The 24,685-nt window shown below is 74.5% G+C and carries 23 protein-coding genes; 8 read left to right on the top strand and 15 right to left on the bottom strand.

The features are described from left to right. Window positions 1-10: 10 nt before the first annotated feature. Complete coding sequence (locus tag ACK8HX_RS01005) at window positions 11-2,083, bottom strand: MMPL family transporter (protein WP_411938780.1); 2,073 nt, start codon at window positions 2,081-2,083, stop codon at window positions 11-13. Between the two features lie 110 nt (window positions 2,084-2,193). Here ACK8HX_RS01005 and ACK8HX_RS01000 point away from each other — a divergent pair, with 110 nt between their 5' ends. Beyond that, the gene (locus ACK8HX_RS01000) at window positions 2,194-2,628 is read left to right on the top strand and encodes a MarR family winged helix-turn-helix transcriptional regulator (protein ID WP_411938779.1); all 435 of its coding nucleotides are present in this window, start codon (window positions 2,194-2,196) and stop codon (window positions 2,626-2,628) included. Between the two features lie 11 nt (window positions 2,629-2,639). Here ACK8HX_RS01000 and ACK8HX_RS00995 read toward each other — a convergent pair whose 3' ends face one another. Then, window positions 2,640-3,170 (bottom strand): SixA phosphatase family protein, encoded by a 531-nt coding sequence (locus ACK8HX_RS00995; RefSeq protein ID WP_411938778.1) that lies wholly within the window; start codon window positions 3,168-3,170, stop codon window positions 2,640-2,642. A 107-nt stretch (window positions 3,171-3,277) separates the two neighbouring features. On the opposite strand from ACK8HX_RS00995, the gene ACK8HX_RS00990 reads away from it, so the two are divergent. Next, window positions 3,278-3,982, top strand: a complete 705-nt coding sequence (locus ACK8HX_RS00990) for a DUF937 domain-containing protein (protein WP_411938777.1) — start codon at window positions 3,278-3,280, stop codon at window positions 3,980-3,982. A gap of 71 nt (window positions 3,983-4,053) precedes the next feature. Here ACK8HX_RS00990 and gatB read toward each other — a convergent pair whose 3' ends face one another. The 3 genes from gatB to gatC form a co-directional block, all read right to left on the bottom strand. Next, window positions 4,054-5,580 (bottom strand): Asp-tRNA(Asn)/Glu-tRNA(Gln) amidotransferase subunit GatB, encoded by a 1,527-nt coding sequence (gatB, locus tag ACK8HX_RS00985; protein WP_411938776.1) that lies wholly within the window; start codon window positions 5,578-5,580, stop codon window positions 4,054-4,056. Between the two features lie 2 nt (window positions 5,581-5,582). Beyond that, window positions 5,583-7,106: an Asp-tRNA(Asn)/Glu-tRNA(Gln) amidotransferase subunit GatA gene (gene gatA, locus ACK8HX_RS00980; RefSeq protein WP_411938775.1), complete on the bottom strand. Its 1,524-nt coding sequence runs from the start codon at window positions 7,104-7,106 to the stop codon at window positions 5,583-5,585. An 83-nt stretch (window positions 7,107-7,189) separates the two neighbouring features. Then, window positions 7,190-7,489, bottom strand: coding sequence for an Asp-tRNA(Asn)/Glu-tRNA(Gln) amidotransferase subunit GatC (gene gatC, locus ACK8HX_RS00975; RefSeq protein ID WP_411938774.1), 300 nt, complete (start codon window positions 7,487-7,489; stop codon window positions 7,190-7,192). 66 nt (window positions 7,490-7,555) lie between these two features. Between gatC and ACK8HX_RS00970 the strand changes: the two genes are divergently transcribed. Beyond that, the gene (locus ACK8HX_RS00970) at window positions 7,556-8,239 is read left to right on the top strand and encodes a trimeric intracellular cation channel family protein (RefSeq protein ID WP_411938773.1); all 684 of its coding nucleotides are present in this window, start codon (window positions 7,556-7,558) and stop codon (window positions 8,237-8,239) included. A gap of 13 nt (window positions 8,240-8,252) precedes the next feature. Here the strand turns inward: ACK8HX_RS00970 and ligA are convergent, their stop codons facing one another. Together ligA and ACK8HX_RS00960 are read right to left on the bottom strand one after the other, a co-directional pair. Then, a complete protein-coding gene (ligA, locus tag ACK8HX_RS00965) occupies window positions 8,253-10,409 on the bottom strand; it encodes an NAD-dependent DNA ligase LigA (protein WP_411938772.1) in 2,157 nt (718 codons plus the stop codon). Between the two features lie 38 nt (window positions 10,410-10,447). After that, on the bottom strand, window positions 10,448-10,933 hold the full coding sequence (locus ACK8HX_RS00960) for a mycothiol transferase (protein WP_411938771.1): 486 nt from the start codon (window positions 10,931-10,933) through the stop codon (window positions 10,448-10,450). Window positions 10,934-11,016: 83 nt separating this feature from the next. Between ACK8HX_RS00960 and ACK8HX_RS00955 the strand changes: the two genes are divergently transcribed. Next, a complete protein-coding gene (locus tag ACK8HX_RS00955) occupies window positions 11,017-11,373 on the top strand; it encodes a DUF2784 domain-containing protein (protein WP_411938770.1) in 357 nt (118 codons plus the stop codon). A 57-nt stretch (window positions 11,374-11,430) separates the two neighbouring features. On the opposite strand, the gene ACK8HX_RS00950 is transcribed toward ACK8HX_RS00955, so the two are convergent. Next, on the bottom strand, window positions 11,431-11,820 hold the full coding sequence (locus ACK8HX_RS00950) for a TraR/DksA family transcriptional regulator (RefSeq protein WP_411938769.1): 390 nt from the start codon (window positions 11,818-11,820) through the stop codon (window positions 11,431-11,433). Window positions 11,821-11,939: 119 nt separating this feature from the next. Between ACK8HX_RS00950 and ACK8HX_RS00945 the strand changes: the two genes are divergently transcribed. Continuing rightward, window positions 11,940-13,436, top strand: a complete 1,497-nt coding sequence (locus tag ACK8HX_RS00945; RefSeq protein ID WP_411938768.1) for a long-chain-fatty-acid--CoA ligase — start codon at window positions 11,940-11,942, stop codon at window positions 13,434-13,436. Window positions 13,437-13,455: 19 nt separating this feature from the next. Here ACK8HX_RS00945 and ACK8HX_RS00940 read toward each other — a convergent pair whose 3' ends face one another. Genes ACK8HX_RS00940 through ACK8HX_RS00930 form a run of 3 tightly spaced genes read right to left on the bottom strand, consistent with a single transcriptional unit; the run spans window position 13,456 to window position 16,432 of the window. Then, the gene (locus ACK8HX_RS00940) at window positions 13,456-14,436 is read right to left on the bottom strand and encodes a DMT family transporter (protein ID WP_411938767.1); all 981 of its coding nucleotides are present in this window, start codon (window positions 14,434-14,436) and stop codon (window positions 13,456-13,458) included. Then, on the bottom strand, window positions 14,433-15,491 hold the full coding sequence (locus tag ACK8HX_RS00935; protein WP_411938766.1) for a uroporphyrinogen decarboxylase/cobalamine-independent methonine synthase family protein: 1,059 nt from the start codon (window positions 15,489-15,491) through the stop codon (window positions 14,433-14,435). The genes ACK8HX_RS00940 and ACK8HX_RS00935 overlap by 4 nt, the downstream gene beginning before the upstream one ends. Beyond that, window positions 15,488-16,432 carry a DUF1272 domain-containing protein gene (locus ACK8HX_RS00930; protein ID WP_411938765.1) on the bottom strand — a complete coding sequence of 315 codons (945 nt, stop codon included), beginning with the start codon at window positions 16,430-16,432 and terminating at the stop codon, window positions 15,488-15,490. Before ACK8HX_RS00930 ends, ACK8HX_RS00935 begins: the two co-directional genes overlap by 4 nt. 150 nt (window positions 16,433-16,582) lie before the next feature. Here ACK8HX_RS00930 and pdxR point away from each other — a divergent pair, with 150 nt between their 5' ends. After that, on the top strand, window positions 16,583-18,010 hold the full coding sequence (pdxR, locus tag ACK8HX_RS00925) for a MocR-like pyridoxine biosynthesis transcription factor PdxR (RefSeq protein ID WP_411938764.1): 1,428 nt from the start codon (window positions 16,583-16,585) through the stop codon (window positions 18,008-18,010). 194 nt (window positions 18,011-18,204) lie between these two features. Next, on the top strand, window positions 18,205-19,029 hold the full coding sequence (locus ACK8HX_RS00920; protein WP_411938763.1) for a hypothetical protein: 825 nt from the start codon (window positions 18,205-18,207) through the stop codon (window positions 19,027-19,029). Between the two features lie 109 nt (window positions 19,030-19,138). On the opposite strand, the gene ACK8HX_RS00915 is transcribed toward ACK8HX_RS00920, so the two are convergent. Beyond that, window positions 19,139-20,113, bottom strand: coding sequence for a pirin family protein (locus ACK8HX_RS00915; RefSeq protein ID WP_411938762.1), 975 nt, complete (start codon window positions 20,111-20,113; stop codon window positions 19,139-19,141). Between the two features lie 221 nt (window positions 20,114-20,334). On the opposite strand from ACK8HX_RS00915, the gene ACK8HX_RS00910 reads away from it, so the two are divergent. Beyond that, window positions 20,335-21,834 carry a S8 family peptidase gene (locus ACK8HX_RS00910; RefSeq protein WP_411938761.1) on the top strand — a complete coding sequence of 500 codons (1,500 nt, stop codon included), beginning with the start codon at window positions 20,335-20,337 and terminating at the stop codon, window positions 21,832-21,834. Window positions 21,835-21,960: 126 nt separating this feature from the next. Here ACK8HX_RS00910 and mnmA read toward each other — a convergent pair whose 3' ends face one another. The 3 genes from mnmA to ACK8HX_RS00895 are packed head-to-tail and all read right to left on the bottom strand — an operon-like array spanning window position 21,961 to window position 24,675. After that, a complete protein-coding gene (gene mnmA / locus ACK8HX_RS00905) occupies window positions 21,961-23,046 on the bottom strand; it encodes a tRNA 2-thiouridine(34) synthase MnmA (protein ID WP_411938760.1) in 1,086 nt (361 codons plus the stop codon). Continuing rightward, entirely contained in the window at window positions 23,046-24,227 is a 1,182-nt protein-coding gene (locus ACK8HX_RS00900; RefSeq protein WP_411938759.1) for a cysteine desulfurase family protein, read from the bottom strand. The genes mnmA and ACK8HX_RS00900 overlap by 1 nt, the downstream gene beginning before the upstream one ends. Window positions 24,228-24,255: 28 nt before the next feature. Next, a complete protein-coding gene (locus ACK8HX_RS00895) occupies window positions 24,256-24,675 on the bottom strand; it encodes a hypothetical protein (protein ID WP_411938758.1) in 420 nt (139 codons plus the stop codon). Window positions 24,676-24,685: the final 10 nt, after the last annotated feature.

Here is a 24,685-nt window from a genome sequence, read left to right as displayed (position 1 = left end):
GCCGCGGCGGTCAGCCGGAGGGCGTGGCCGCCACGACCGGCCGCGGCGCCGCGACCTCCTCGCCGGCCGCCGCGAAGCGCCGCGGCCACCAGAACCGGTCGCCGAGGATGAGCGCGATCGCGGGCACGAGGAGGGTTCGCACGACGAGGGTGTCGAGCAGGACGCCGACGCAGATGACGACGCCGAGCTGGGCGAGGACGACGAGCGGCAGCACCCCGAGCACGGCGAACACGGCCGCGAGGAGGACTCCCGCGCTCGTGATGACCCCGCCGGTCGCCGACAGCGCACGGAGCATGCCCGCCCGGGTTCCGTGGCGCCGGGCCTCCTCCGACGCCCGGGTCACGAGGAAGATGTTGTAGTCGACCCCGAGCGCCACGAGGAAGACGAAGGCGAGCAGCGGGACGCCGTCGTCGAGCCGGTCGAAGCCGAGGACCTGGGTGAACAGCACCCACGAGATACCCAGGCTCGCGGCATACGTGGCGACCACGGTCGCGACGAGCACGATCGGCGCGACGACCGATCGCAGCAGGCCGGCGAGCGCCACGAGCACGAGCCCGAGGATGACGGGGAGGACGAGCAGCCGGTCCCGGGCGGCGGCGGCGGACGCGTCGAGCGCCTCGGCCTCCGTGCCGCCGACGTGCGTCGCCGGGGTCGTCGCGAGGGCCTCGCGGAGGGCCGCGACGGCGTCCTCCGCCCCCGTGGACCCCGGGTCGGCATCGAGGACGACGGCGAGCTCGGACACCCCGTTGCCGCTGACCGTCGGCCGCACCGAGGAGACGCCGTCGACGGCGCCGATGGTGGCCGCGACCTCGGCAGCGTCGCCCCGGGTCACGACGACGGTCGGGTCCGCGCTGCCCGCGGGGAAGGACCGGGCCAGGCGCTCCCCCGCCGCGATGGCCTCGGGCTTCTCGAGGAACTGGTCCGGCCCCTCGAGCCCGGTGCGGATCAGCGAGGTCCCGGCCGCCGCGAGGCCGAGGGCGAGCACGGTGACGACGACGAACGCCCCCGGGCGGCGGGAGACGAGGTCGCCGACGCGCCGCCAGAGGGAGCGCGAGTCGGCGAGCGCGGCCTGGCCGACGCGCGGGACCTTCGGCCAGAAGACCCAGCGGCCGAAGACGACGAGCGCGGCGGGGAGGACGACGAGGGCGAAGACGGCGGCGACGACGACGCCGACGGCGCACGCGAGCCCCAGCCCGCGGGTCGCCGGGAAGGCCGAGAGCAGCAGGGTGAGCAGGCCGAGGACGACGGTCGAGGCGCTCGACAGGACGGCCTCGGTGGTGCGGCGGAGCGCGTGGGCCATCGCGGCCCGGCGGTCCTCGGTCGTGCGCAGCTCGTCGCGGTACCGCGAGATGAGGAGGAGGGCGTAGTCGGTGCCGGCGCCGAAGACGAGCACCGAGAGGATGCCGATCGTCGACTCGTCCCACACGACGTCGACCGCCGCGAGCGTGTGCGTCGCGAGGACGGCCGCCAGCTGGTCGGCGACCCCGACGACGCCCAGGGGCACGAGCCACAGGAGCGGGCTGCGGTAGGTGATGACGAGCAGGATCGCGACGACGGAGGCCGTGGCTGCGAGCAGGCGGGTGTTGGCGCCGTCGAAGACCGCGGCGAGGTCGGCCTGGACGGCGGCGGGGCCGGTGACCTGGGCGCTGAGCCCGTCGGGGAGGTCGGCGCGCACCGCCTCGCGGATCGCGGTGACGGCGACCGCGGTGGCGGTGGCGTCCGGCGCCTGCACGGGGACGACGACCGTGGCGGCCGTACCGTCCTCCGCGACCTGCGGCGGGGCGCCCGTCGCCCCGGGGACCGCGCGGGCCCGCTCGGTGACGACCCCGAGGTCGGCGTCGGTGAGCGGGCCGTCCTGGCGGCTGAACAGCACGACGGCGGCGGAGCCCTCGGCCTCGGGGAGCTCGGAGCGCAGCTCGGCCGCAGCCCGGCTGTCGGACCCGACCGGCAGCTGCGCCGTCGAGGTGTCCGGCCGCTCGGCCTGGCCGACGAGACCGATGGCGGCCCCCGCCCCGAGGAGCGCGGCGAGGGCGAGGATCCCCGCCACCCACCGCCGCGTGACCAGTTCCGCGACCCTGCCCATCGATCGTCCTCCGTTGCTAGAATCATCACCAAGTGATTCATCGAGTTACTAAGTTGGTGAGTGATATTACGGAACGTCGACCGCGTGAGGCAAGTCCGGGTCTGCGCGAGGTGGTCCCGCAGTGGGCGCCCTCGCCGACGCTCGATGCGCTCCAGGACCTCGTCGACGTCGCCGCGCTCGTCCCGGCCGAGGTCGCCCGCCAGGCCGGGCTGTCGACCTCCGAGCTGCACTCGCTGCGCCATCTCATGGGGGCGCCGATGGGGCCGGTCGAGCTCGCCCGTGCGCTCGGCGTCACGTCGGCCGCGTCCTCTGGGGTGGTCGACCGCCTCGTCTCCCGCGGGCACGCCGAGCGGCGCCCGCACCCCGACGACGGCCGCCGCACCCAGGTCGTCATCACCGAGTCGGGGCAGGCCGAGGTGTTTCGGCGGCTGGCGCCGATGTTCTCGGCCCTGGCTGCCCTCGACGCCTCGCTCGAGGAGTCCGAGCGGGCGGTCGTCGAGCGCTACCTGCGGGGCGCCGTGGCGGCGATGCGCTCCCTCATGTGAGGTCGGCGGCGTCAGCCGTCGGCGCGGCAGACGTGGAAGCGCTCGAGCCGGGCGTCGCCGAAGTCGAGACCACGCCACGGCCCCGAGTAGTGGAGGACGGCGAGGGCGCACGTGGGGAACCCGCCGGCCATCGCCTGGTGGCCCTCGGTGCTGCCCTCCCCGTCGCAGAGCAGCTCGGCCAGGCTGGGGAGGCCGGGGGCGTGGCCGACGACCATGACGACGTCGGCGTCCTCGTCGGCCTCGCGCACGACGTCGAGGAGGGTCTCGGGGCCGGCGTTGTAGATGCGCCGGTCGAGGTGGAGCTCGGTCTCGGGGCAGCCGGCGTCCCAGACGCCCTGGGCCGTCTGCTGGGTGCGCTCCGCCGTGGAGCACAGGACCTCGTCGACCCCGATGCCGTGCTCACGCAGCCAGCGACCCGCCTCGGCGGCGTCGCGGTGCCCCCGCGCGGTGAGCTCGCGCTCGTGGTCGGCGTCCCAGCCCGTCTGCTCGGCCTTGGCGTGGCGGAGGAGGACGAGGGTTCGGTCCTGCGCTGCCCGGGTCATGGGTCGATCATGCACCCGACGCCGCGCCCCTGTCGCGGGCGGCGGCGGGCGGCTACGGTCGGCAGCGGGGGCGGAACCGGTCCGCCGTGACAGATGGGACCAGCGCCGTGACCGCAGTCGACGAGATCCTCGCCGCCCTCCCCGTCGAGCAGGTGGCCCAGCAGACCGGCGCCTCGCCCGACGAGGTCCGCACGACGGCGGCAGCGGTGCTCCCCGCGCTCCTCGGCGGGCTCGAGGCGAACGCCGCCGACTCCTCGGGGGCGGGCTCACTCCTCGAGGCCCTCGGCCAGCACGACGACGACCTCCTCGCCGGCGGGGCGGACCTGTCGCAGGTCGACGAGGGCGACGGACAGGTCATCGCGAGCCACATCTTCGGCGACCAGCAGGACGAGGTCGTCAACCGCCTGGGCGGTCTCCCCGGCGTGGGCGGGTCCGGGTTCGGCGGGGCGCTCGTGCGCAAGCTGATCCCCATCCTCGCGCCGATGGTGCTGTCGTGGCTCGCGAACAAGGTGCTCCGCGGCGGCGGAGCCCCCGGGAGTGGCGGTCCCGCCGGCAGCGGCCCCTCGGGCGGCTCGAGCGGCGGGCCCGGCGGGTCGGCGTCCCTGCCCGGCGGCAGCGCGACCGGTCGGCCGGGGTCGCTCGACGACCTGCTGCGCGACGTCCTCGGAGGGGCCACCGGCGGCGGGCCGTCCTCCGGCACCACCGGGTCCGGCAGCACACCCTCCCCGACGAGCACGTCCGGGGGCGGGCTCGACGCGGGCAGCATCATCCGGGACGTGCTCGGCGGCGTCCTCGGAGGCGGCCGCCGCTGACCCCACCCCCTTCCCCCGTACGGAAGTCGCCCAGAACGTCGATCTCGGGACGCTGGGCGGGTCGAGGACCGTCAGGACTGGCCGAGCCGGTCGAGGATGAGGGCGCGGGCGGCGCCCGCGTCGGCCTGGCCCTTCATCTCACGCATGACCTGCCCGATGAGGGCACCGACCGCCTGGACCTTGCCGTCACGGATCTTGTCGGCGACGTCCGGGTTCGCGGCGATGACGGCGTCGACGGCCGCCTCGAGGGCACCCGTGTCCTGCGACAGCGCGAGCCCGCGGGCGTCGGCGACGGCCGTCGGCGACCCCTCCCCGGCCAGCACGCCATCCCAGGCCTGCCGCGCCATCGAGTCGTTGAGCCGACCGGACGTCACGAGCCCCTCGAGCTCGACGACGTGCGCCGGGGTGACCCCGAGCGACGCGGCGAAGGTCGGCACGTCGACACCCTCGGCGTTCGCGCGGCGGGCGATCTCACCCGACCACCACTTGCGCGCTGCCGCCGGCGAGGCACCCGCGGCCACCGTCTCCTCGACGAGGTCGACGAGCCCGGCGTTGACGACGTCGCGCATCTCGAGATCGGCGAAACCCCAGGAGGCCTGCAGTCGCCTGCGGCGCGCGGCCGGCGGCTCGGGAAGCGTGCCGCGTAGCGCCTCGACCGTCTCGGCGGAGGGCGCGACGGGGACGAGGTCGGGCTCGGGGAAGTAGCGGTAGTCCTCGGCGTCGGACTTCACGCGCCCCGGCGTCGTGATGCCGGTGTCCTCGTGCCAGTGCCGCGTCTCCTGCACCACGGACGCCCCCGACGACAGCACCGCCGCGTGGCGGCCGACCTCGTAGCGCACCGCCCGCTCGACCGAGCGCAGCGAGTTGACGTTCTTGGTCTCCGAGCGGGTGCCGAAGGTGGACGAGCCCTTGGGCATGAGCGAGAGGTTGACGTCGCAGCGCATCGAGCCCTGCTCCATCCGCACGTCGGAGACGCCGAGGGCCTTGAGGAGGTCGCGCAGCGTGGCGACGTAGGCCTTGGCGATCTCGGGCGCGCGCTCCCCCGCCCCCGTCATCGGCTTGGTGACGATCTCGATGAGGGGGATGCCGGCGCGGTTGTAGTCGACGAGCGAGTGCGTCGCACCGTGGATGCGACCCGTGGAGCCGCCGACGTGCAGCGACTTGCCGGTGTCCTCCTCCATGTGGGCGCGCTCGATCTCGACGCGGTAGGTCGTGCCGTCCTCGAGCTCGACGTCGAGGTGACCGTCGAACGCGATGGGCTCGTCGTACTGCGAGGTCTGGAAGTTCTTCGGCATGTCCGGGTAGAAGTAGTTCTTCCGGGCGAACCGGCACCACGGCGCGATGGAGCAGCTGAGCGCCAACCCGATCCGGATCGCCGACTCCACCGCCTTCTCGTTGACGACCGGAAGCGCCCCCGGCAGGCCGAGGCAGACCGGGCACACCTGCGTGTTGGGCTCGGCGCCGAACTCGGTCGGGCAGCCGCAGAACATCTTCGTCGCGGTGTTGAGCTCGACGTGGACCTCGAGCCCCATGACGGGGTCGAACGCGGCCATCGCCTCGTCGAAGGGGACGGTCGCCTCGGTCACCTGGGTCGTCATCCTCAGGCCTCCTTCGTGGTCGCGGCGAGCGAGGGGGACCGGTCGAGGATGGCGCCACCCCACGCGGCGGTGAGCCGTGCCTCCAGGGCCGCTCCCACCGCGTAGAGCCGGTCGTCGGCCATGGCCGGCGCGAGGATCTGGAACCCCGTGGGCAGACTGTCCTCCTCGGCCAGGCCGCTCGGCACGGACATGCCCGGGATACCGGCGAGGTTGGCCGGGATCGTCGCGATGTCGTTGAGGTACATGGCCATCGGGTCGTCGAGCTTGTCACCGAGCCGGAACGCGGTGGTCGGCGCAGTGGGGCTGACGAGCACGTCGGCCCGCTCGAAGGCGGCCGCGAAGTCGTTCGCGATGAGGCGGCGGACCTTCTGCGCCGAGCCGTAGTAGGCGTCGTAGTAGCCGCTCGACAGCGCGTACGTCCCGAGGATGATGCGGCGCTTGACCTCGTCGCCGAAGCCGGCGTCGCGGGTGGCGGCCATGACCTGCTCGGCGCTCGGGTCGGCGACCCCGTCCGGGGCGACGCGCAGCCCGTAGCGCATGGCGTCGAACTTCGCGAGGTTGCTCGACGCCTCGCTGGGGAGGATGAGGTAGTAGGCCGCGAGGGCGTACGTGAAGCTCGGGCACGAGACCTCGACGACCTCGGCGCCGGCGTCGACGAGGTGCTGCACGGCCTCGTCGAAGCGCGTCTGCACCCCGGCCTGGAACCCCTCGCCGGTCAGCTCGCGGACGATCCCGATCCGCAGGCCCTTGACGTCGGCGCGGCGCGCGGCCTCGACGACCGGCGGCACCGGGGCGTCGATGGAGGTCGAGTCCATCGGGTCGTGCCCGCCGATGACCTCGTGGAGGAGGGCGGCGTCGAGGACGGTGCGGGTGCACGGACCGGCCTGGTCGAGGGAGGACGCGAGCGCGACGAGGCCGTACCTCGAGACCCCGCCGTACGTCGGCTTGGTCCCGACCGTGCCCGTGACCGCCGCCGGCTGGCGGATCGACCCGCCTGTGTCGGTCCCGATCGCGAGCGGCGCCTGGAAGGACGCGACGACGGAGGACGAGCCGCCCCCGGAGCCACCCGGGATGCGCTCGAGGTCCCACGGGTTGCGGCTCGGGCCGTAGGCGCTGTGCTCGGTGGAGGAGCCCATGGCGAACTCGTCCATGTTCGTCTTGCCGAGGATCGGCATCCCGGCCTCGCGCAGGCGGGTGACGAGGGTGGCGTCGTACGGGGGGACCCAGCCCTGCAGGATGCGCGAGCCGCACGTCGTGGGCAGGCCACGGGTCGCCATGACGTCCTTGACCGCGATGGGCACCCCGGCCAGCCGGTGCAGCGACTCCCCGGTGGACCGTCGGCGGTCGACCTCGTCGGCCTGGGCGAGGGCGCCCTCGGCGTCGACGTGGAGGTAGGAGTGCACGGCGCCGTCGACGGCGGCGGTGCGGTCGAGGTGGGCCTGCGCGACCTCACGGGCCGACACGCTCCCCTGCGCGAGGAGGTCGGCGAGCTCGGCGGCGGTGGACCGGGTCAGGTCGGTGGTCACGTCGGGGTTTCCTTCGGGTGGGCCGGGGTCTGCGGGGGGCGCGGCGGCGTGCGGCGCGGCGGCGTCCGGGAGGGTCGGTCCGCTCAGGCCTCGTCGTCCAGGATGCGGGGGACGCTGAAGCGCTGCTGCTCGGCCTCGGGGGCGCCGGCGAGCGCCTCCTCCGGCGTCAGCGACGGGCGGACGACGTCGGGCCGGGTGACGTTGACGATCGGCATCGGGTGGCTCATCGGCTCGACGTCGGCGATCGGCGCCTGCTGGACGGTCGCCACGGCCTCGAGGATGACGGCCAGCTCACCGACCATCTTGTCGAGCTCGGCGTCGGAGAGGTCGATGCGGGCGAGACCGGCGAGGTGCGCCACGTCGTCACGGGTGAGGTCGGCCATGGGGGCCAGTCTATGGGCGGCCGGACGCACCCCCGGACGCCGGGAGCCGCCTGCGAGAATCCTGCGGTGCTGACCGACACCGCGACCCTGCAGACGGTGCTCGACGTCGTCGGCGTCCTCGTCTTCGCCCTGTCGGGGGCGCTCGTCGCGGTCCGGCGCGGGCTCGACCTGTTCGGCATCCTCGTCCTGTCGTGGGTCGCCGGCGTGGGCGGCGGCATCATCCGCGACCTGTTCCTCGGCCGCACTCCCCCGGTCGCGGTCAGCGACTGGCGCCTCCTCGCTGCGGCCGTCGCGGCCGGCCTGCTCGTGTTCGCCCTCCACGGGACGTGGCGCGAGATGGCGGCCCGCAACCCGGACGCCCGCTGGCAGCGGGTGCCGTTCGTCGTCCGGCTGCTCGACGCGGCCGGGCTCGCCGTGTTCGCGGTGAGCGGGGCGCTCGTCGCCCTCGACGCCGAGGCCGGCCCGTTGGCGGCCACGCTCATCGGGGGCATCACCGCCATCGGCGGCGGCCTGCTGCGCGACGTCCTCGCCCGCGAGGTGCCCGAGGTGCTGCGCCGCGAGCTCTACGCCGTCCCGGCCCTCGCGGGTGCCGCACTCGTCGTCCTCCTCCACCACCTCGACGCCCTCACCCCGCTCAGCGCGTGGCTCGCCGTCGTCTTCGTCTTCGCGACCCGGGTCGTCGCGGTGGCGCTCGACCTCAACGCCCCGCGCGCCCTGCGCAGCGGCACCCCCGGCGACGGCGAACGGTAGCCGGCGGCCCGGCTCAGTCCGGGCTGCCGGTCTCGAGGAGACGGGTGAACTGGGCCTCGTCGAGGATCGTCAGCCCGAGCTCGCGGGCCTTGTCCTCCTTCGAGCCGGCGTTGGCGCCGACGACGACGTAGTCGGTCTTCTTCGACACCGAGCCGCTCGCCTTGCCGCCACGACTGAGGATGGCCTCCTTCGCCTCGTCGCGCGAGTAGCCCTCGAGCCCGCCGGTGACGACGACGGTGAGCCCGGCGAGGGTCTGCTCGACGGACTCGTCGCGCTCGTCCTCCATCCGGACGCCGTCGGCGGCCCACTGGTCGACGATGGCGACGTGCCACTCGTTGCCCTCGCGGTCGAACCAGTCGCGGACCGACTCGGCGATGACGCCACCGACTCCCTCGACTCCCGCGAGCTCCTCGACGCTGGCCTCGCGGATGCGCTGCATCGAGCCGAGGTGCTGGGCCAGAGCACGGGCGGCGGTGGGCCCGACGTGGCGGATCGACAGGGCGACGAGGACGCGCCACAGCGGCTGCCGCTTGGCGGCCGCGAGGTTGGCCACGAGCTTGGCCCCGTTGGCCGAGAGGACGCGTCCGTCGACGACGGCGTCCTCGGGGTCGGTCCTCCTCGCCGCGCGGGTGTAGAGGGGGACGCGCGCGATGTCCGCGGAGGTGAGGCCGAACAGGGTGGACTCGTCCTCGAGGACCCCCGACTCGAGCAGCGCGACGGCGCCCTCGTAGCCCAGGGCCTCGATGTCGAACGCCCCGCGCCCGGCGAGGCTGGACAGGCGCTCGCGCAGCTGCGCCGGGCAGGACCGGCTGTTGGGGCAGCGGATGTCCTTGTCGCCCTCCTTCTCGGGGGCGAGCGCCGTGCCGCACGCGGGGCAGTGGGTCGGCATGACGAACTCGCGCTCGGTGCCCTCGCGCAGGGCGACGACCGGGCCGAGGATCTCGGGGATGACGTCGCCGGCCTTGCGCAGCACCACGGTGTCGCCGATGAGGACACCCTTGCGCTTGACCTCGGTCGCGTTGTGCAGCGTGGCCCGCTCGACCGTCGACCCGGCGACGACGACCGGCTCCATGACCCCGAACGGCGTGACCCGGCCGGTGCGCCCGACGTTGACCTGGATGTCGAGGAGCCTGGTGTTGACCTCCTCGGGCGGGTACTTGTAGGCGATGGCCCACCGGGGCGCACGTGACGTGGAGCCGAGGCGGCGCTGCACCGAGATCTCGTCGACCTTGACGACGACGCCGTCGATCTCGTGCTCGACGTCGTGGCGGTGCTCCCCGGTGTGCGCGATGAAGGCGTTGACCTCCTCGATCGTGTCGACGACCCGGAAGTGGCTCGAGACGGGCAGCCCCCACGCCTCGAGGGCGGCGTAGGCCTCGCTCTGCCGGGCCAGGTCGAACCCCTCGCGCCTGCCGAGGCCGTGGACGAGCATGCGCAGGGCACGCGTGGCGGTGACGCGGGGGTCCTTCTGCCGCAGCGACCCTGCCGCCGTGTTGCGCGGGTTCGCGTAGGGCGCCTTGCCCGACTCGACGAGCTGCGCGTTGAGCTCACCGAAGGCCTCGATGGGGAAGTAGACCTCGCCGCGCACCTCGACGAGGTCGGGCACCGGGTACGCGGTGCCCGCCTCGAGCTCGGTGGGGACGCCGCGCACCGTGCGCACGTTGAGCGTGACGTCCTCGCCGGTGCGGCCGTCACCGCGGGTCAGCGCGCGGGTCAGGCGCCCCTCCTCGTAGAGGAGGTTGACCGCCAGCCCGTCGATCTTCAGCTCGCACAGGTAGTGGAGCTCGGCACCGCCCGCGTCACGGGTGACGCGCGCGTTCCACTCGAGCATCTCCTCGGTCGAGAACGCGTTGTCGAGGCTGAGCATCCGCTCGAGGTGGTCGACGGCCTGGAACTCGGTGGAGAAGACCGCACCACCGACCTGCTGGGTCGGGCTGTCGGGGGTGCGCAACGACGGGTGCTCGTCCTCGATGGCGTTGAGCCGGCCCATCAGGAGGTCGTACTCGCCGTCGCTGATCGTCGGTGAGTCCTTGACGTGGTAGGCGAACTGGTGGCCGCGCGCCTCCTCGGCCAGGGCCTCCCACTCGTGGCGGACGTCGTCGGGCACGACGTCGGCGGGCTGGGCGTCGGCGGGCTGGGCGTCGGCGGGGTCGGTCGGCGTCTCGCTCACGGCGTCATCCTGCCGCAGACCACCGACGCCCCACCGGCTCAGGCGGGCTCGCCCGCGCGGCGGCGGGCGAGGAGGACGTCGCGCGTCACCTCGAGCTGCCCGAGATGCTGGGCGAGCTCCTCGTAGACGTGGAGGAGCACGGCCCCCTGGGTCCGCACCTCCGGGTCGTCGCGCTCCGCGGCGTCCGCCGGCGGGTCGGCCGGCGCCTCACGTGGCGCGGCAGCCGCGACGTCCTCGTGGAGGGCGGCGCGCCCGGCCCCGAGGAGGGCGAGCGCCTCCTCGACGGTGCCCGTCGCCCGGAATTCGGCGTCACGGTCGCGCGGCACGACGATGCCGCGGTTGACTGTGCGGCCCCAGCGCGCCATGACACCACCGATGTGGGTGACGAGCGCGAAGGCGCTGTTGCTGCCCGGGACGTCGTCGAGGCGCGCGTTGACGAGGTCGTCGCCCAGGTCGCGGCAGACGGCCGCGTACTGGTCGAGCGCGCTGTCGCAGAAGTGGAGGAGCTCGTCGCGGCTGATCACGTCGCCCGACGCTACGCGCCACTGCCCGGCGGCCGGTGGGGAGGTTGCCCACGGCCCGGGGTCGCGCGCACAGTGAGGAGGCCATGGGGTACCGACTGGTCGCCGACGCCGCGATGGTGGCGCACTTCGCGTTCCTCGCCTACCTGACGGTGGGCGGCTTCCTCGCGTGGCGGTGGCCCCGCAGCATCTGGGTCCACGTCGCGGTGGCGGCGTACGGGCTCGCCAACGTCCTCGTGGGGTGGCCCTGCCCCCTGACCCATGTCGAGGACTGGGGCCGCTCGCGGGCCGGCGAGGCGACCCTGCCGGCCACCGGCTTCATCGACCACTACCTCGCCGGCGTCGTCTACCCGAAGGAGCACGAGGTCGTGGTCCAGGTGCTCGTGGCCGTCGTCGTGCTCGTGTCGTGGGCCGGCGTCCTCCTGCGCCGCCGTCGGGGATGACGCGGGGTGTCGCTGCCGCCCCGGACGGCGGCGACCCCCGCCCGACCGACGCGCGGGTCACCGCCGGACGTGCTCGACGCAGGTGCGTGCCGTCGGCCGGGCCTCCAGGCGCCCGGCGGGGATCGCCCGGCCGCACACCTCGCACACGCCGTAGGTGCCGTCGGCCACGCGCCGCAGGGCGGCATCGACCTCGAGGAGGTGCTCGCGGGCCTGGCCGGTGACGGCCGCCAGCTGCGAGCGCTCGTAGGCAATCGTCTGGCCCTCCGGGTCGTGCTCGTCGTCGACGTTGGAGCCGTGCGTGGCCGCGACGAGCCCGGCCATGTCGTGGTCCAGCTCGGCGAGGCGCTCGACGAGGCCGGCGCGCTCGTCCTCGAGCCGCGCCACAGCGGCGCCGCGCCACGCCTCGTCACCGGGGCGGGGGTCGAACGATGTCGGCGGCTCGGCCATCCGGACATCCTCGCAGCCGGGGGTGACAGGCGCCCGGCCCCGGTCTGGCGCCATGCGCACCCACGGGACAGGATGGGCGCAGCCCGCCACCGCCGCCGAGCCCGCCCAGGAGCCCCCCGATGACGAACCTCGCGACCAACCTCACGACGACGGCCGCACGCAGCCCCGAGAAGGACGCCCTGCGCGTCAACGGTCAGGGCATCACCTACGGCCAGCTCCACGCGATGGCCGCGAAGGTCGCAGGAAGCCTGCGCGCCAACGGGATCGGGCCCGGCGACCGCGTGGCCGTCATCATCCCGAACGTCCCCGCGTTCCCGGTCGTCTACTGGGGCATCCTCCTCGCGGGAGGGGTCGTCGTCCCGATGAACCCGCTGCTCAAGGCCGGCGAGATCGACTACTTCTTCACCGACTCCGGCGCCAAGGTCGCCTTCGTGTGGCCCGACTTCGTCGCCGAGGCCACCAAGGGCGCCGAGAACAGCGGGACCCGCATCGTCGAGTGCACCGCGACGGGCCCGGTCGAGGGCGCCCTCGAGGGCGGCGACCCGGTCACCGAGCCGGCCGACCGCGACGACGACGACACCGCGATCATCCTCTACACCTCCGGCACGACGGGGCGGCCCAAGGGCGCCGAGCTGACCCACCGCAACATCCACCTCAACGCGACCCGCAGCGCCGAGGTGATCCAGCAGATGACGAGCGAGGACGTCGTCATGGGGTGCCTGCCCCTGTTCCACGTCTTCGGCCTCGTCGTCGGGCTCAACGCGGCCACCGTGGCCGGTGCCTCCCTCGCCCTCATCCCCCGGTTCGACCCGGCCGCGGCCATCGAGGTCATCGAGAAGGAGCGGGTGACGATCATGCAGGGCGTGCCGACGATGTACGCCGCGATCCTCAACCACCCGGACAGCGACGGCATGGACGCGTCGAGCCTGCGCACGTGCGCCAGCGGCGGGTCGGCGATGCCGCTCGAGGTCATGCGCTCCTTCGAGGACAAGTTCGGCTGCGTCATCCTCGAGGGCTACGGGCTCTCCGAGACCTCCCCGGTCGCGAGCTTCAACATGCCCGACCGCGAGCGCAAGCCCGGCACGATCGGCGTCCCCATCCCCGGCTGCGAGATGAGGTGCGTGGACCTCGACGGCAACGAGGTCCCCGTCGGCGAGGTCGGTGAGATCGCGATCCGCGGCGACAACGTCATGAAGGGCTACTGGAACAAGCCCGAGGCCACCGCCGAGGCGATCCCCGACGGCTGGTTCCGGACCGGCGACCTCGCGACGATGGACGCCGACGGCTACTTCACCATCGTCGACCGCAAGAAGGACATGATCCTGCGCGGCGGGATGAACGTGTACCCGCGCGAGGTCGAGGAGGTCATCTACACCCACCCCGACGTCCTCGAGGTCGCCGTCGTCGGCATCCCCGACGACCTCTACGGCGAGCAGGTCGGTGCGGCGGTCGCCCTGCGCGAGGGTGCCACCGCGACGCCGGAGGACATCATCGAGTACACCAAGGAGCGGATCGCGGCGTACAAGTACCCGCGGACCGTGTGGGTCGTGCCGGAGCTGCCCAAGGGCCCCTCGGGCAAGATCCTGCGCCGCGAGGTGCGCCCGAGCGCCGGCTGAGCGGGCCCGCGCCGCGACCTCAGGAGGAGGCCGTGGCCTGCTCGCGCTCGCGCACGGCGGCGGCCTCGGGGGCCTTCGGCCTGCGGTTGATGACCCACGCGGCGGCGAGGACGACGACGAAGCCGACGAGCTGCCAGGGGCCGAGGTGCTCACCGAGCACGAGGACGCCGAGCAGGACCGACACGACGGGGATGAGGTACGTGATCGTCGTGCCGATGACCGGGCCGGCGCCCCGGACGACGTCGAACTGCAGCATGTACGCGAACCCCGTTCCGACGAGGCCGAGGACGAGCGTGCACAGCAACGGCAGCCAGGCCCAGGTGCCCGGCTCGACCGGCCCGTACGAGAGCACGGCACCGAGCCCCTCGGGCCGCGTCAGCGCCCAGCCGACGACGACCGGCACCATGAGGACGAGCCCGCTCAGCAGCGTGGCGGCCGGCTGCGACAGCCCACCGAGGTCGACGCCGCTGAGGAAGCGGCGGTTGTAGGTCCAGCCGATGCCGTAGCTCGCCCCACCGACGAGCGCCATCGCGAACCCGACGAGGTCGGGCCGGTCGGCGGCGGCCCACGGCTGCATGATCGTCACGACGCCGAGGAACCCGACGCCGACCGCGACGAGGCGGCGCCCGGTGGCCCGCTCGCCCGGGAGCATGAGGAGCACGGCGAGGACCGCGGCGATGGGGGTCGTCGCGTTGCCGATGCCGGCGAGCGCCGAGCTGATCCGCGTCTCGGACAGCGCGAACAGGGTGAAGGGGAAGGTCGCCAGGAAGAAGCCGCAGACCATGAGGTGCCCCCACACACGCGCTCCCGTGGGCAGCCGGCCTCCGGCGAGGAAGAGCAGCGCGAGGATGACGACCGCGCCGGACACGATGCGCAGCGCGGCGATCTGCACCGCCGACAGCGCCTCCAGCCCCACCTTCATGAGGAGGAAGCTCGACCCCCAGATGAGGACGAGCGCGACGAACTTGACCTGCCAGGGGACACGGGGCTCGCGGCTCACCGGTCGACCTCCTCTGCGAGACGGCGCGCGGTGTCGAGCGCCGTACGCACAACGGTGCGGGCCCCCTCCGGTGTGAGCCCGGACAGACCGCACGTGGGGGTGACGACGAGCCCGCGCAGGGCGTCGGCCGACAGGCCGGCCCGCTCGAGCCCGTCGAGGACGAGGCGGCGGGCGTCCTCCGAGGACGTCGCCGAGCCGTCGGTGGGCAGCACCCCGACCCACACCGCGGTGCCGGTGTCGAGGGTGGCCGCGACCGACTCCCAGCGCGCCGGCGTGGCGGCGGTGAGGTCGAGGGCGACGGCGCCGACCCCGGTGGAGCGCAGCAGCGGCAGCGGTGCCGCGGGGTGGCACGAGTGGATGACCGTGGGCCCGTCGTGGGCGGCGAGGACCGTCCGCAGGCCCGACGCGGCGACCTGGGGGTCGACGGCACGGATCCGGCCGTACCCGGAGTCGGTCGGCAGCGACCCCTCGAGGGCGGCCGGCAGCGACGGCTCGTCGAGCTGGAGGACGACCTCCGCTCCGGGTACGAGGCGCCGCACCCCGGCGACGTACCGGGAGACACCGTCGGCGAGGGAGGCGACGAGGTCGGCGGCGGCGCCGGGGTCGACGAGCACCCGCTCGCCGCGGTTCAGCCGCAGGGACGCCGCGAGCGTCCACGGCCCGGCGACCTGCACCTTGAGCGGGCCGACATGACCGTCGTAGGCCTCGGCCAGCTCGTCGAGGTCCTCACGGTGGAACGAGGCGGTGCGCGCGGCGTCGCGACCAGGGCGGTCGACGAGGCGCCAGCCGCTCGGCTGGAGGTCGACGGGCAGGTCGGTGAGGAGTCCGGCGGCCCGTCCGATGATGTCCGCGCCCGGACCGCGCCCGGGGGTCTCGGGGAGGAACGCCAGCCCGACGCCCTCGTCGTCGAGGAGGAGGTCGCGGACCGTGCGCACGGCCTCGCGCGCGGACGTCCCCGGCCACGAGCCGATCCCGGTCGCGCGCACGGGCGCGGTGGTCACGACGGGCCCGGAGGTGTCGGCGGTGGCGCTCACGGCGGGCTCAACCCCGGTCACGGCGCCACCATTCCGGCGTCCGCGACGAGCCCGGTGCCCACCGACGCGATGAAGCCGGCGACCGACGCCGGGACCGGCACCCCGGCCTCGGCGGTCCACGGTGCGGGCTCCGGCGCGCCCGCGACGACGCGCAGCGGCACGACGCCGCACCACGCGCCGGCGGGGTCCTCGTCGGGCTGCGAGGGGCCGCCCGAGCGCGCCTTGAGCACCCACCGTCCCTCGCTGATGGGCAGCGCCATCGCCAGGGTCGCGGCCTGCTCCTTGGCGGTGCTCGGCCGGACCTCGGCCGTGCGCCCGGGGACGAGCCGCTCGGAGATCGTGTCGAGCGCGGTGCTGCGGTCCTCGCCGGACAGGGTGGCGAGCTCGCCGTGGACGACGGCGGACCGGTAGTTGGCCGAGGAGTCGAAGGTCGTGTGGGCGACGACGAGGCCGTCGACGACGGTGACGCTGAGAGCCGCCGGAGCTCCGGCGGCCACGTGCCGCAGGGCCCCCGCCCCGGTCGACCCGTGGAGCAGGATGCGGTCGCCGTCGCGCGCGAAGAGCATCGGCACCACCCAGGGCCGCCCGTCGACGACCGTGGACAGCGTGCCCGCGAGCACCTCGTCGAGGAGGGCGTCGAGGGCTGCACGGTCGGAGGTCCCGCGGTCCGGCTTGCGGGTGAGCCGCTCGACGGGTCGTGGACGCCCGGCGTACCCGGCTCCGGGACAGGGCAGCTCGCCGACGACGCGGACCGTGGAGGCGGGGCGGCGGGCCAGGGCGTCACCGACCCGGGTGGGTCGCGGCATCAGGGCGCCACCGCAGTTCGGGCAGGCACGGTCCAGGTGCTCCGCGCACCCGGAGCAGAACGTGCACTCGAAGGAGCACACCACCGCGCCGACCTCGTCGGCGGGGAGGTCGACGTCGCAGCACTCGCACCCCGGTCGCATCTCGAGCCCGCTCACGAGGTCACATCCTCTCCGACGCCACCGACAGCGCCGCCAGCCGGTCAGGGTCGGACCGGACGGTCCGACGGGTCCCATCGAAGCGCGGCAAAGCGGTCCAGACCGAGATCCACTTCCGCCCTGAACCTCAGGACCAGTATCGTCGCGCTCGTGCCCCGCCCGCCCCGCCCGCTCGAGGTCCCCGTCACCGTCCCCGACGGGCCCGCGCCGCTGCGCCACCGGGTCGCCGACGCCGTCGTCGCCGAGCTGCGGTCTGGGCGGCTGCGCCCCGGCGACGCCCTGCCCTCGACCCGCGTCCTGGCCGCCGCCCTTGGCGTCTCCCGCGGGCCGGTCGTCGCCGCCTACGACGAGCTCGCCGCGGCGGGGTTCGTCGTCAGCCGGGCCGGCTCGGGAGCCGTCGTGGCCCCGGATGCCGACCGCGCTGCCGCGGCAGGAGCCGTCACCCACGTCCAGGCCTGCACGGTCGGCGGAAGCGTCGAGAACCGTTCCGCGAGAGCCGAACCCCGCTGGGACCTTCGTCCCGGCCGCCCCGACACCTCCCTCGTCGACGCCGTTGCGTGGCGGCGTGCCTGGCGCCGGGCGGGCTCGTCGGTCCCCGGCAACGACGCCGGCGCGGGTCCCCCCCACGACCGGCTCCGGGAGGTCCTGGCCGACCACCTCCGCCGCACCCGCGGGGTCGCCGTGGACCCGGCCGACCTCCTTGTCGTGCCGGGGGTGGGCGCCTCGCTCCGCGCGCTGCCGGGGCCGCTGGGGCTGGTCGGACGCACCGTCGCCCTCGAGGACCCCGGGTACGCCGAGGCCTGGACGGCCTTCACGGCCGAGGGGGCCCGGGTCGCCGCCGTCCCGGTCGACGAGGACGGCCTCGACCCCGGCAGCCTCCCCCGCGGGGCCGCCGCCGCGTACGTCACGCCGTCGCACCAGTACCCGCTCGGCGCGCGGATGCCGGTGGCGCGGCGCGTCCAGCTGCTCGACTGGGCGGCCCGCACGGGCGGCACGGTCGTGGAGGACGACTACGACGGCGAGTTCCGCTACGACGTCTCGCCACTGCCGGCCCTGCGGTCGCTCCCGGGCGCCGAGGACCACGTCCTCTACGTCGGCACGGCGAGCAAGATCCTCGCGCCGTCCCTGCGCGTCGCGTGGCTCGCCCCGCCGGCCCGGCTGCGGGAGCCGCTCCGGCTCGAGCTCGAGAGCCGCGGCCTCGTCGTCAACGAGGCGACCGGCCTCGCCCTCGCCGAGTTCGTCGCGAGCGGGGCCCTCGCCGCCCATCACGCGAGGGTCGCGCGCACCTACGCGGCGCGGCGGGCGGCCCTCGTCGAGGGCGTCGCGCGGCACCTGCCGGGCGCCGTCCTCGACGGGGTCGATGCCGGGCTGCACGTCGTCCTGCGGCTGGCCGACGAGGTCGACGACCACGTCGTCGTCGAGGAGCTCCTCGGTCGCGGTCTGGCCGCCAGCCCGTTGTCGGCCTACGCGGTCGAGGCGCAGGTCAGGGGCCTCGTCCTGTGCTACGCCGGGCTGCCGGAGACCGCTGCCGACGGCGCGGCCCGCGTCCTCGCCGACGCCGTGGCCCGGCGCGGCTGACCGACCTCGAGACGTTGCAGCGCGACCTACCGCCTGGTCAGTGTCGTGATCACAGCACTGACCAGGCGGTAGGTCGCGGTCGAGCGGGCCCCTCGCGGGGAGTGCTCCCCATCGACCCCAACCGCCCCGCGCGCCTAGCGTCGCGGCCGGGGGACGCGGGGGACGTGTCCTCGACACCACGAGAGGGGAATCGCATGGCCACGCACGACGACCGGGCGACGACGAGCCGCCGCACCATCCTCGGCGGGGCGCTGGGCGCGGGGGCGCTCGGCCTCGCCGGCACGGGGGGCGCGCTGCTCGCCGGCGCCGGACCCGCCGCGGCCCACGGCACCATCACGACGTACTCGGGCATCAACGGCGCCCGGACCGTCTACGAGGTCAACGGCGCGCTGGCCTCGTGGGGCTACCGCCCTTCGTTCCACGACCGGCTCGACTCCTGGCTGGCCTTCTGGAACGCCAACACCCCCTCCTCCTGGCCTGACGCCTCGCGCGTGTGGGGGTACGGCGCACACACCGACCACCGGGTCACCGAGGCGCACAACAACGGCCGGGGCTTCGACCTCTCCCGCATCTACACCGGGAGCACCCGCCGCTTCACGGCGCGGTACGACCAGTGGCGCACCCTCACGGGCAGCGACCTCGCCCTCACCCGGCGCCGCTACTGGGCCACCTCGGCGTCGGCGCACCACCACTTCCGCAACGTGCTGACCTACCTGTACAACTCGGCCCACCACAACCACATCCACATCGACAACCTCGTGTCGGGGACGGGCAACAGCAGCTTCGACAGCGGCTCCTCGGCGCAGGTGCAGCACGTCCAGGCCTGCTGCCGATACGTGTGGGGCCTGCCGACGACGATCGACGGCATCTGGGGGTCCCAGACCTCGAGCCACTCCACGCGGGTGCTGCGCGCGGCGGGCGTGACCACGGGCACCATCACGACGCAGTCGCGCTGGCTCGCCTTCAACCGGGCCAGCATGCGCAAGGGCTACGGCACCCAGTCCTACCCGGCTCCCTGACCCGGCGAGGCCCCGCCCCGCACCGCGGCCTCCACGCGGACGTGGGTGGAGATCCTCGCCCGGGCGACGATCTCCACCCACGTCAGGCGGTCGGGGCGGCGGCGCCTCGTCAGAGGACGTCGTGCCCGGGGTGCGGCTCGGTCGGGATGGTCCCGAGCCGGCCGGCCTGGAAGTCCTCGAACGCCTGCACGAGCTCGGCGCGGGTGTTCATGACGAACGGCCCGTACGCGGCGACCGGCTCGCGGATCGGCCGCCCGCCGAGGATGTAGAGGTCCAGGCTCGGGCTGCGGCTCTCCTGGCTCTCGTCGGCGCCGACCTCGATGAGGTCGCCGGCACCGAGGACGGCGAGCTGCCCCATGCGGATCGGGCGGCGGTCCGGACCGACCGTGCCCTTGCCGTTGAGCACGTAGACCAGGGCGTTGTAGTCCTGGTTCCACGGCAGGCGCACTCGCGCCCCGGGCGCCACGGTCGCGTGCAGCGCGGTGATCGGCGTGTGCGTGATGCCCGGCCCCTGGTGGCCGTCGAGCTCGCCGGCGATGACCCGCACGAGGGCGCCGCCGTCGGGGGTGGACACGAGGGCGACGTCACCGCCGCGGATGTCCTGGTAGCGCGGGGGCGACATCTTCTGCGAGCGCGGCAGGTTGACCCACAGCTGGAGGCCGTGGAAGAGGCCGCCGCTGACGACGAGCTCCTCCGGCGGGACCTCGATGTGGAGCAGGCCCGAACCGGCCGTCATCCACTGCGTGTCGCCGTTGGTGATCGTGCCGCCGCCGCCGTTGGAGTCCCGGTGCACGAACGTGCCGTCGATGATGTAGGTGACGGTCTCGAAGCCGCGGTGCGGGTGCCACGCGGTGCCCTTGGGCTCACCCGGCGCGTACTCGACCTCCCCCATCTGGTCCATGTGGATGAACGGGTCGAGGGCCGCGAGGTCGACACCGGCGAACGCGCGGCGCACGGGGAAGCCCTCCCCCTCGAAGCCCTGGGGGGCCGTCGTCACCGACCGCACCGGGCGGCTCACGGCACCCGTCACGGGCTCGGCGACCCGGGGCAGGGTCAGGATGTTGTCGACGGTCACGGCCGGCATGCTCACCATCTCCTCTGGCGTCCGGCCCCGGTTCCGGGGCCTCGACCACTCCAACAGTAGTTGACACATCAACTATTCCGCCAGCCCGGCGCCCCGACCAGCGGGTCCGTCCCAGAAAGGCTGCACCGATCCCCCGCCCCCGCGCCGGGCCGACCTAGGTTGGCCCGGGCGCCGTCGCCACCCGTCGGCGCCGACCCTGCTCACATCCCTAGGGAGACCTCGTGACCCGCGTACCCCGATCCAGACTCGTCGGCACGGCGGCCTGCGCCGTCCTCGCCGGCGGCGCCGTCCTCGCCGGCAGCGCCACCGCCACCGCGGCCGCCCCGGCCACCACCGGCGCCGACCAGACCTACCTCGTCCTCGCCCCGCAGGGGCAGGGCACCGCGACGGCGAAGAGCCGCGTCGCCGCGGCCGGCGGCAGCGTCGTCGCCAGCTACGACGCGATCGGCGTCCTCGTGGCGCGATCGACCAGCACCGCGTTCACCACGAAGGTCGCGGGCGCCGGTGTCGAGTCGGTCGCGTCGACCGCCGGCCTCGGCAGCCGCCTCGACGAGGGCGAGACCTCCGCGCTGTCCGCCGAGGAGGTCGCCGCGGCCGCGGGGAACCCCACCGCCGAGCCGCTGTGGACCAACCAGTGGGACATGCGCCAGATCGACGTCGACGACGCTCACGCCGTCACCACGGGTGACTCCTCGGTCACCGTCGGCGTCCTCGACAGCGGGATCTCGAGCACCCACCCCGACCTCGCGTCCCAGATCGCCAAGGACCAGAGCGCCTCCTGCCTCGGCGGCGTCGTCGACACCTCCGAAGCGGCGTGGAACCCCACGACCTCCGACCACGGCACCCACGTCGCGGGCACCATCGCGGCCGCCATCAACGGCGTCGGCGTGGCGGGTGTGGCCCCGGGCGTGAAGGTCGCGTCGGTCAAGGTCGTCAACGACGACGGCTTCATCTACCCCGAGGCCGCGGTCTGCGGCTTCATGTGGGCGGCCGAGCACGGCATGGAGGTGACGAACAACAGCTACTACATCGACCCGTGGGAGTTCAACTGCAAGAACGACCCCCGCCAGCGGCCGGTGTGGCAGGCGATCCAGCGCGCCATCCGCCACTCCGCGGGCGAGGGCGTCCTCAACATCGCCTCGGCCGGGAACAGCAACGTCGACCTCCAGCACAAGTTCGTCGACGACGGCAGCCCGAACGACGGCAGCTCCCCCGTGGAGACCCGCGAGATCAACGGCGCCTGCGTCGACCTGCCCGCAGAGGCCCCTGGCGTCGTGACCGTGTCCGCGACCGGCCCGACCCAGCAGAAGTCGTACTACTCCTCGTACGGCCAGGGCGTCGTCGAGGTCGCCGCGCCCGGTGGTGACACCCGTTTCCGCACCCGGGGCGCCAGCTCGACCCTGACCGACGGCATCCTGTCGACGACCTGGAACGCCGCGACCAAGGTCAACGGCTGGGGCTACAAGCAGGGCACCTCGATGGCGTCGCCGCACGTCGCCGGTGTCGCGGCCCTCGCGGTCTCGGCCCACCCGGGGATGGCGCCCGCGCAGCTCGCGTCCTTCCTCCAGCGCACGGCCACCCCGCTCGAGTGCCCGGAGGGGGTGTACAACCCGGTCCCGAACATCCCGAGCGGTGCCGACTACTCGGCCACCTGCTACGGCGGTGCCAAGAACGGGTTCTACGGCGCCGGTGAGGTCAACGCCCTCCGCGTCGTCCGGTGACGCACTGACGCACCACCCGGCGGACCACGGACGTGGGTGAAGATCGTCGCCCAGCCGACGATCTTCACCCACGTCCCGCGTCCGGCCGGAGGTCGGTGGCGACGCAGGCAGGACGCCCGGCGGCGCTCAGGCGGCGCGGGAGGTGGCGCTGATCGTCGCGGAGCCCACGACGCGGGTGCCCGCGTAGAGCACGACCGACTGGCCCGGCGCGACCCCGCGCACGCGCCGGTCGAGGCCGACCCGCAGCCGCTCGCCCTCCTCCACGACGGCCGTGGCCGGCACCTCCTCGCCGTGCGCACGCACCTGGGCACCGACCCGGACCTCGCCGGAGGGAGCCGGACCACACCAGCGCAGGTGGTCGCCCTCGACGACGTCGACCCCGAGCAGGTCCGCCGTCCCGATGACGACGCGGTTGGCGGGCGCGTCGACCTCGACGACGTAGCGCGGCTCGCCGTCGAGCGCGGAGCGGTCGAGGCCGAGGCCGCGGCGCTGCCCGACGGTGAAGCCGTGGGCGCCGCCGTGCCGGCCCACGACGGCCCCGGTGGCGGCATCGACGAGCTCGCCCTCGCGCTCCCCCAGCCGCCGGTCGAGCCAGCCGCGGGTGTCGCCGTCGGGGATGAAGCAGATGTCGTGGCTGTCCGGCTTCCGCGCGACCGCGAACCCGCGCGCCGCGGCCTCCTCGCGCACCTCGGGCTTCGTCGAGCCGCCGAGGGGGAAGAACGAGCGGGAGAGCTGCTCGGCGTCGAGGACCCCGAGGACGTAGGACTGGTCCTTGGCGGGGTCGACCGCCCGGTGCAGCTCGCGCCCTCCCGGCCCGTCGACGACCTGCGCGTAGTGCCCCGTCGCGACGGCGTCGAAACCGAGGGCCACCGCCTTGTCGAGCAGCCCGGCGAACTTGATCCGCTCGTTGCACCGCAGGCAGGGGTTCGGTGTGCGCCCCGCGGCGTACTCGGCGACGAAGTCCTCGACGACGTCCCGCTCGAAGCGGCTCGCGAGGTCCCAGACGTAGAAGGGGATGCCGAGCCGGTCGGCGACCCGTCGCGCGTCGCCGGCGTCCTCGATGGTGCAGCACCCCCGGGCCGACTCGCGCAGGGTGGCCGCCGACCGCGAGAGGGCGAGGTGGACGCCGACGACCTCGTGGCCGGCGTCGACCATCCGGGCCGCGGCGACGGCGGAGTCGACACCGCCGGACATGGCCGCGACGACCCGCATCAGCGGAAGCCCCCGGCCCGCCTGGCCCGCTCGACGACCCCGGGGAGCGCGGCGAGGGCGGCGTCGACGTCGGCCTCGGTGGAGGTGTGCCCCAGCGACAGCCGCAGGGCGCCGCGCGCCTCGGCCTCGGCGTACCCCATGGCGAGGAGGACGTGGCTCGGCTGCGGCACGCCGGCCTGGCAGGCCGAGCCGGTGCTGCACTCGACACCCGCGGCGTCGAGGAGGTAGAGCAGCGAGTCCCCCTCGCACCCGGGGACGAGGAGGTGGACGTTGCCGGCGAGCCGGCGCGCGGCGTCCCCTGCCGACCAGCACCCGGAGACGGTGATGTCGAGGCCGAGCCCGAGCGCGCCCTCGACGAGGCGGTCGCGCAGCCCCATGACCCGCTTGGCCTCGACGTCGCGCACCGCGACGGTCTCCTCCAGAGCGACGGCGAGCGAGCGGATGGCGGGCACGTCGAGGGTGCCGCTGCGCACCTGGCGCTCCTGCCCCCCGCCGTGGACGAGCGGCACCAGCCGCGCCTCCCGCCGAGCGAGGAGCGCCCCGACGCCGAGCGGGCCGCCGACCTTGTGGCCGCTCACCGTCATCAGGTCGGCGCCGGACTCCTCGAAGCGCACGGGCAGGTGCGCGACCGCCTGGACGGCGTCGGTGTGGAACGGCACCCCGTGCTCGCGCGCGACCGCCGCCAGCTCGGCAACCGGCTGCACCGTGCCGACCTCGTTGTTGGCCCACATGACGCTGACGAGGGCGACGTCGTCGGCCCCGTCGAGCGCGGCGCGGAGCGCGTCGACGGACAGGTGGCCGCACCGGTCCGGCTCGAGCCACGTCACGGTGGCGCCGTGGCGGCGGACGAGGTGCTCGACGGGGTCGAGGACCGCGTGGTGCTCGATCGCGCTCACGACGAGGCGCCTGCGGGCGGCGTCCTGGCGGCCCTGCGCGGCCCACGTCCCCTTGACCGCGAGGTTGTCGGCCTCGGTGCCCCCGGACGTGAAGACGACCTCGCTCGGCCGTGCGCCGAGGACGGCGGCGATCCGCTCGCGCGACTCCTCGACGACGGCCCGCGCCGCCCGACCCGACGTGTGCAGCGAGGAGGCGTTGCCGACCCGTGCCGCCTGCTCGGCGAGGGCCTCGACCGCGGCCGGGAGCATCGGCGTGGTCGCCGCGTGGTCGAGGTAGTGGGTCACGACCGTCCAGTCTAGGTCGGCGCGGCGCTCACGACGGCCCCGGGACCCCGGGCTGGACAGGGGTGGGGACGCCCGCCCGGACCGCTCGAGCGGCGAGGACCAGACCCGCCGCGGCGAGGACGAGGCCGAGGCCGAGGAGCGGCCACGGCGAGAGCTGGTCCGAGCACGCCTGCGAGGTCGCCGTCGTCTCGCACACCGTGCCGGGGCCGGAGCGGTTCAGCCAGGCGAGCCAGAGGGGCGCGGTCGAGAGCCCGAGGGGCAGCCCCGGCGCCATCCCGCGACGCAGCCGGGCCGACACGAGCCCACCCGCCCCGAGCACGACGACGAGCGGCGCGACGAACACCCCGACGGAGAGCAGGGCGAGGACGACGAACCCCGCGAGGGCCCCGACGAGGGTCCACCACGCGACGCCGGCCCACGGTGCGGTGGCCACGTGCGCGTCGTCCATCGCCCGCCTC

This window comes from Oryzobacter faecalis, from assembly GCF_046764005.1.
GTDB classification, from domain to species: Bacteria; Actinomycetota; Actinomycetes; order Actinomycetales; family Dermatophilaceae; genus Oryzobacter; species Oryzobacter faecalis.
The sequence above is the reverse complement of the archived record's forward strand: the minus strand, read 5'-3'. Positions and strand labels throughout refer to the sequence as shown.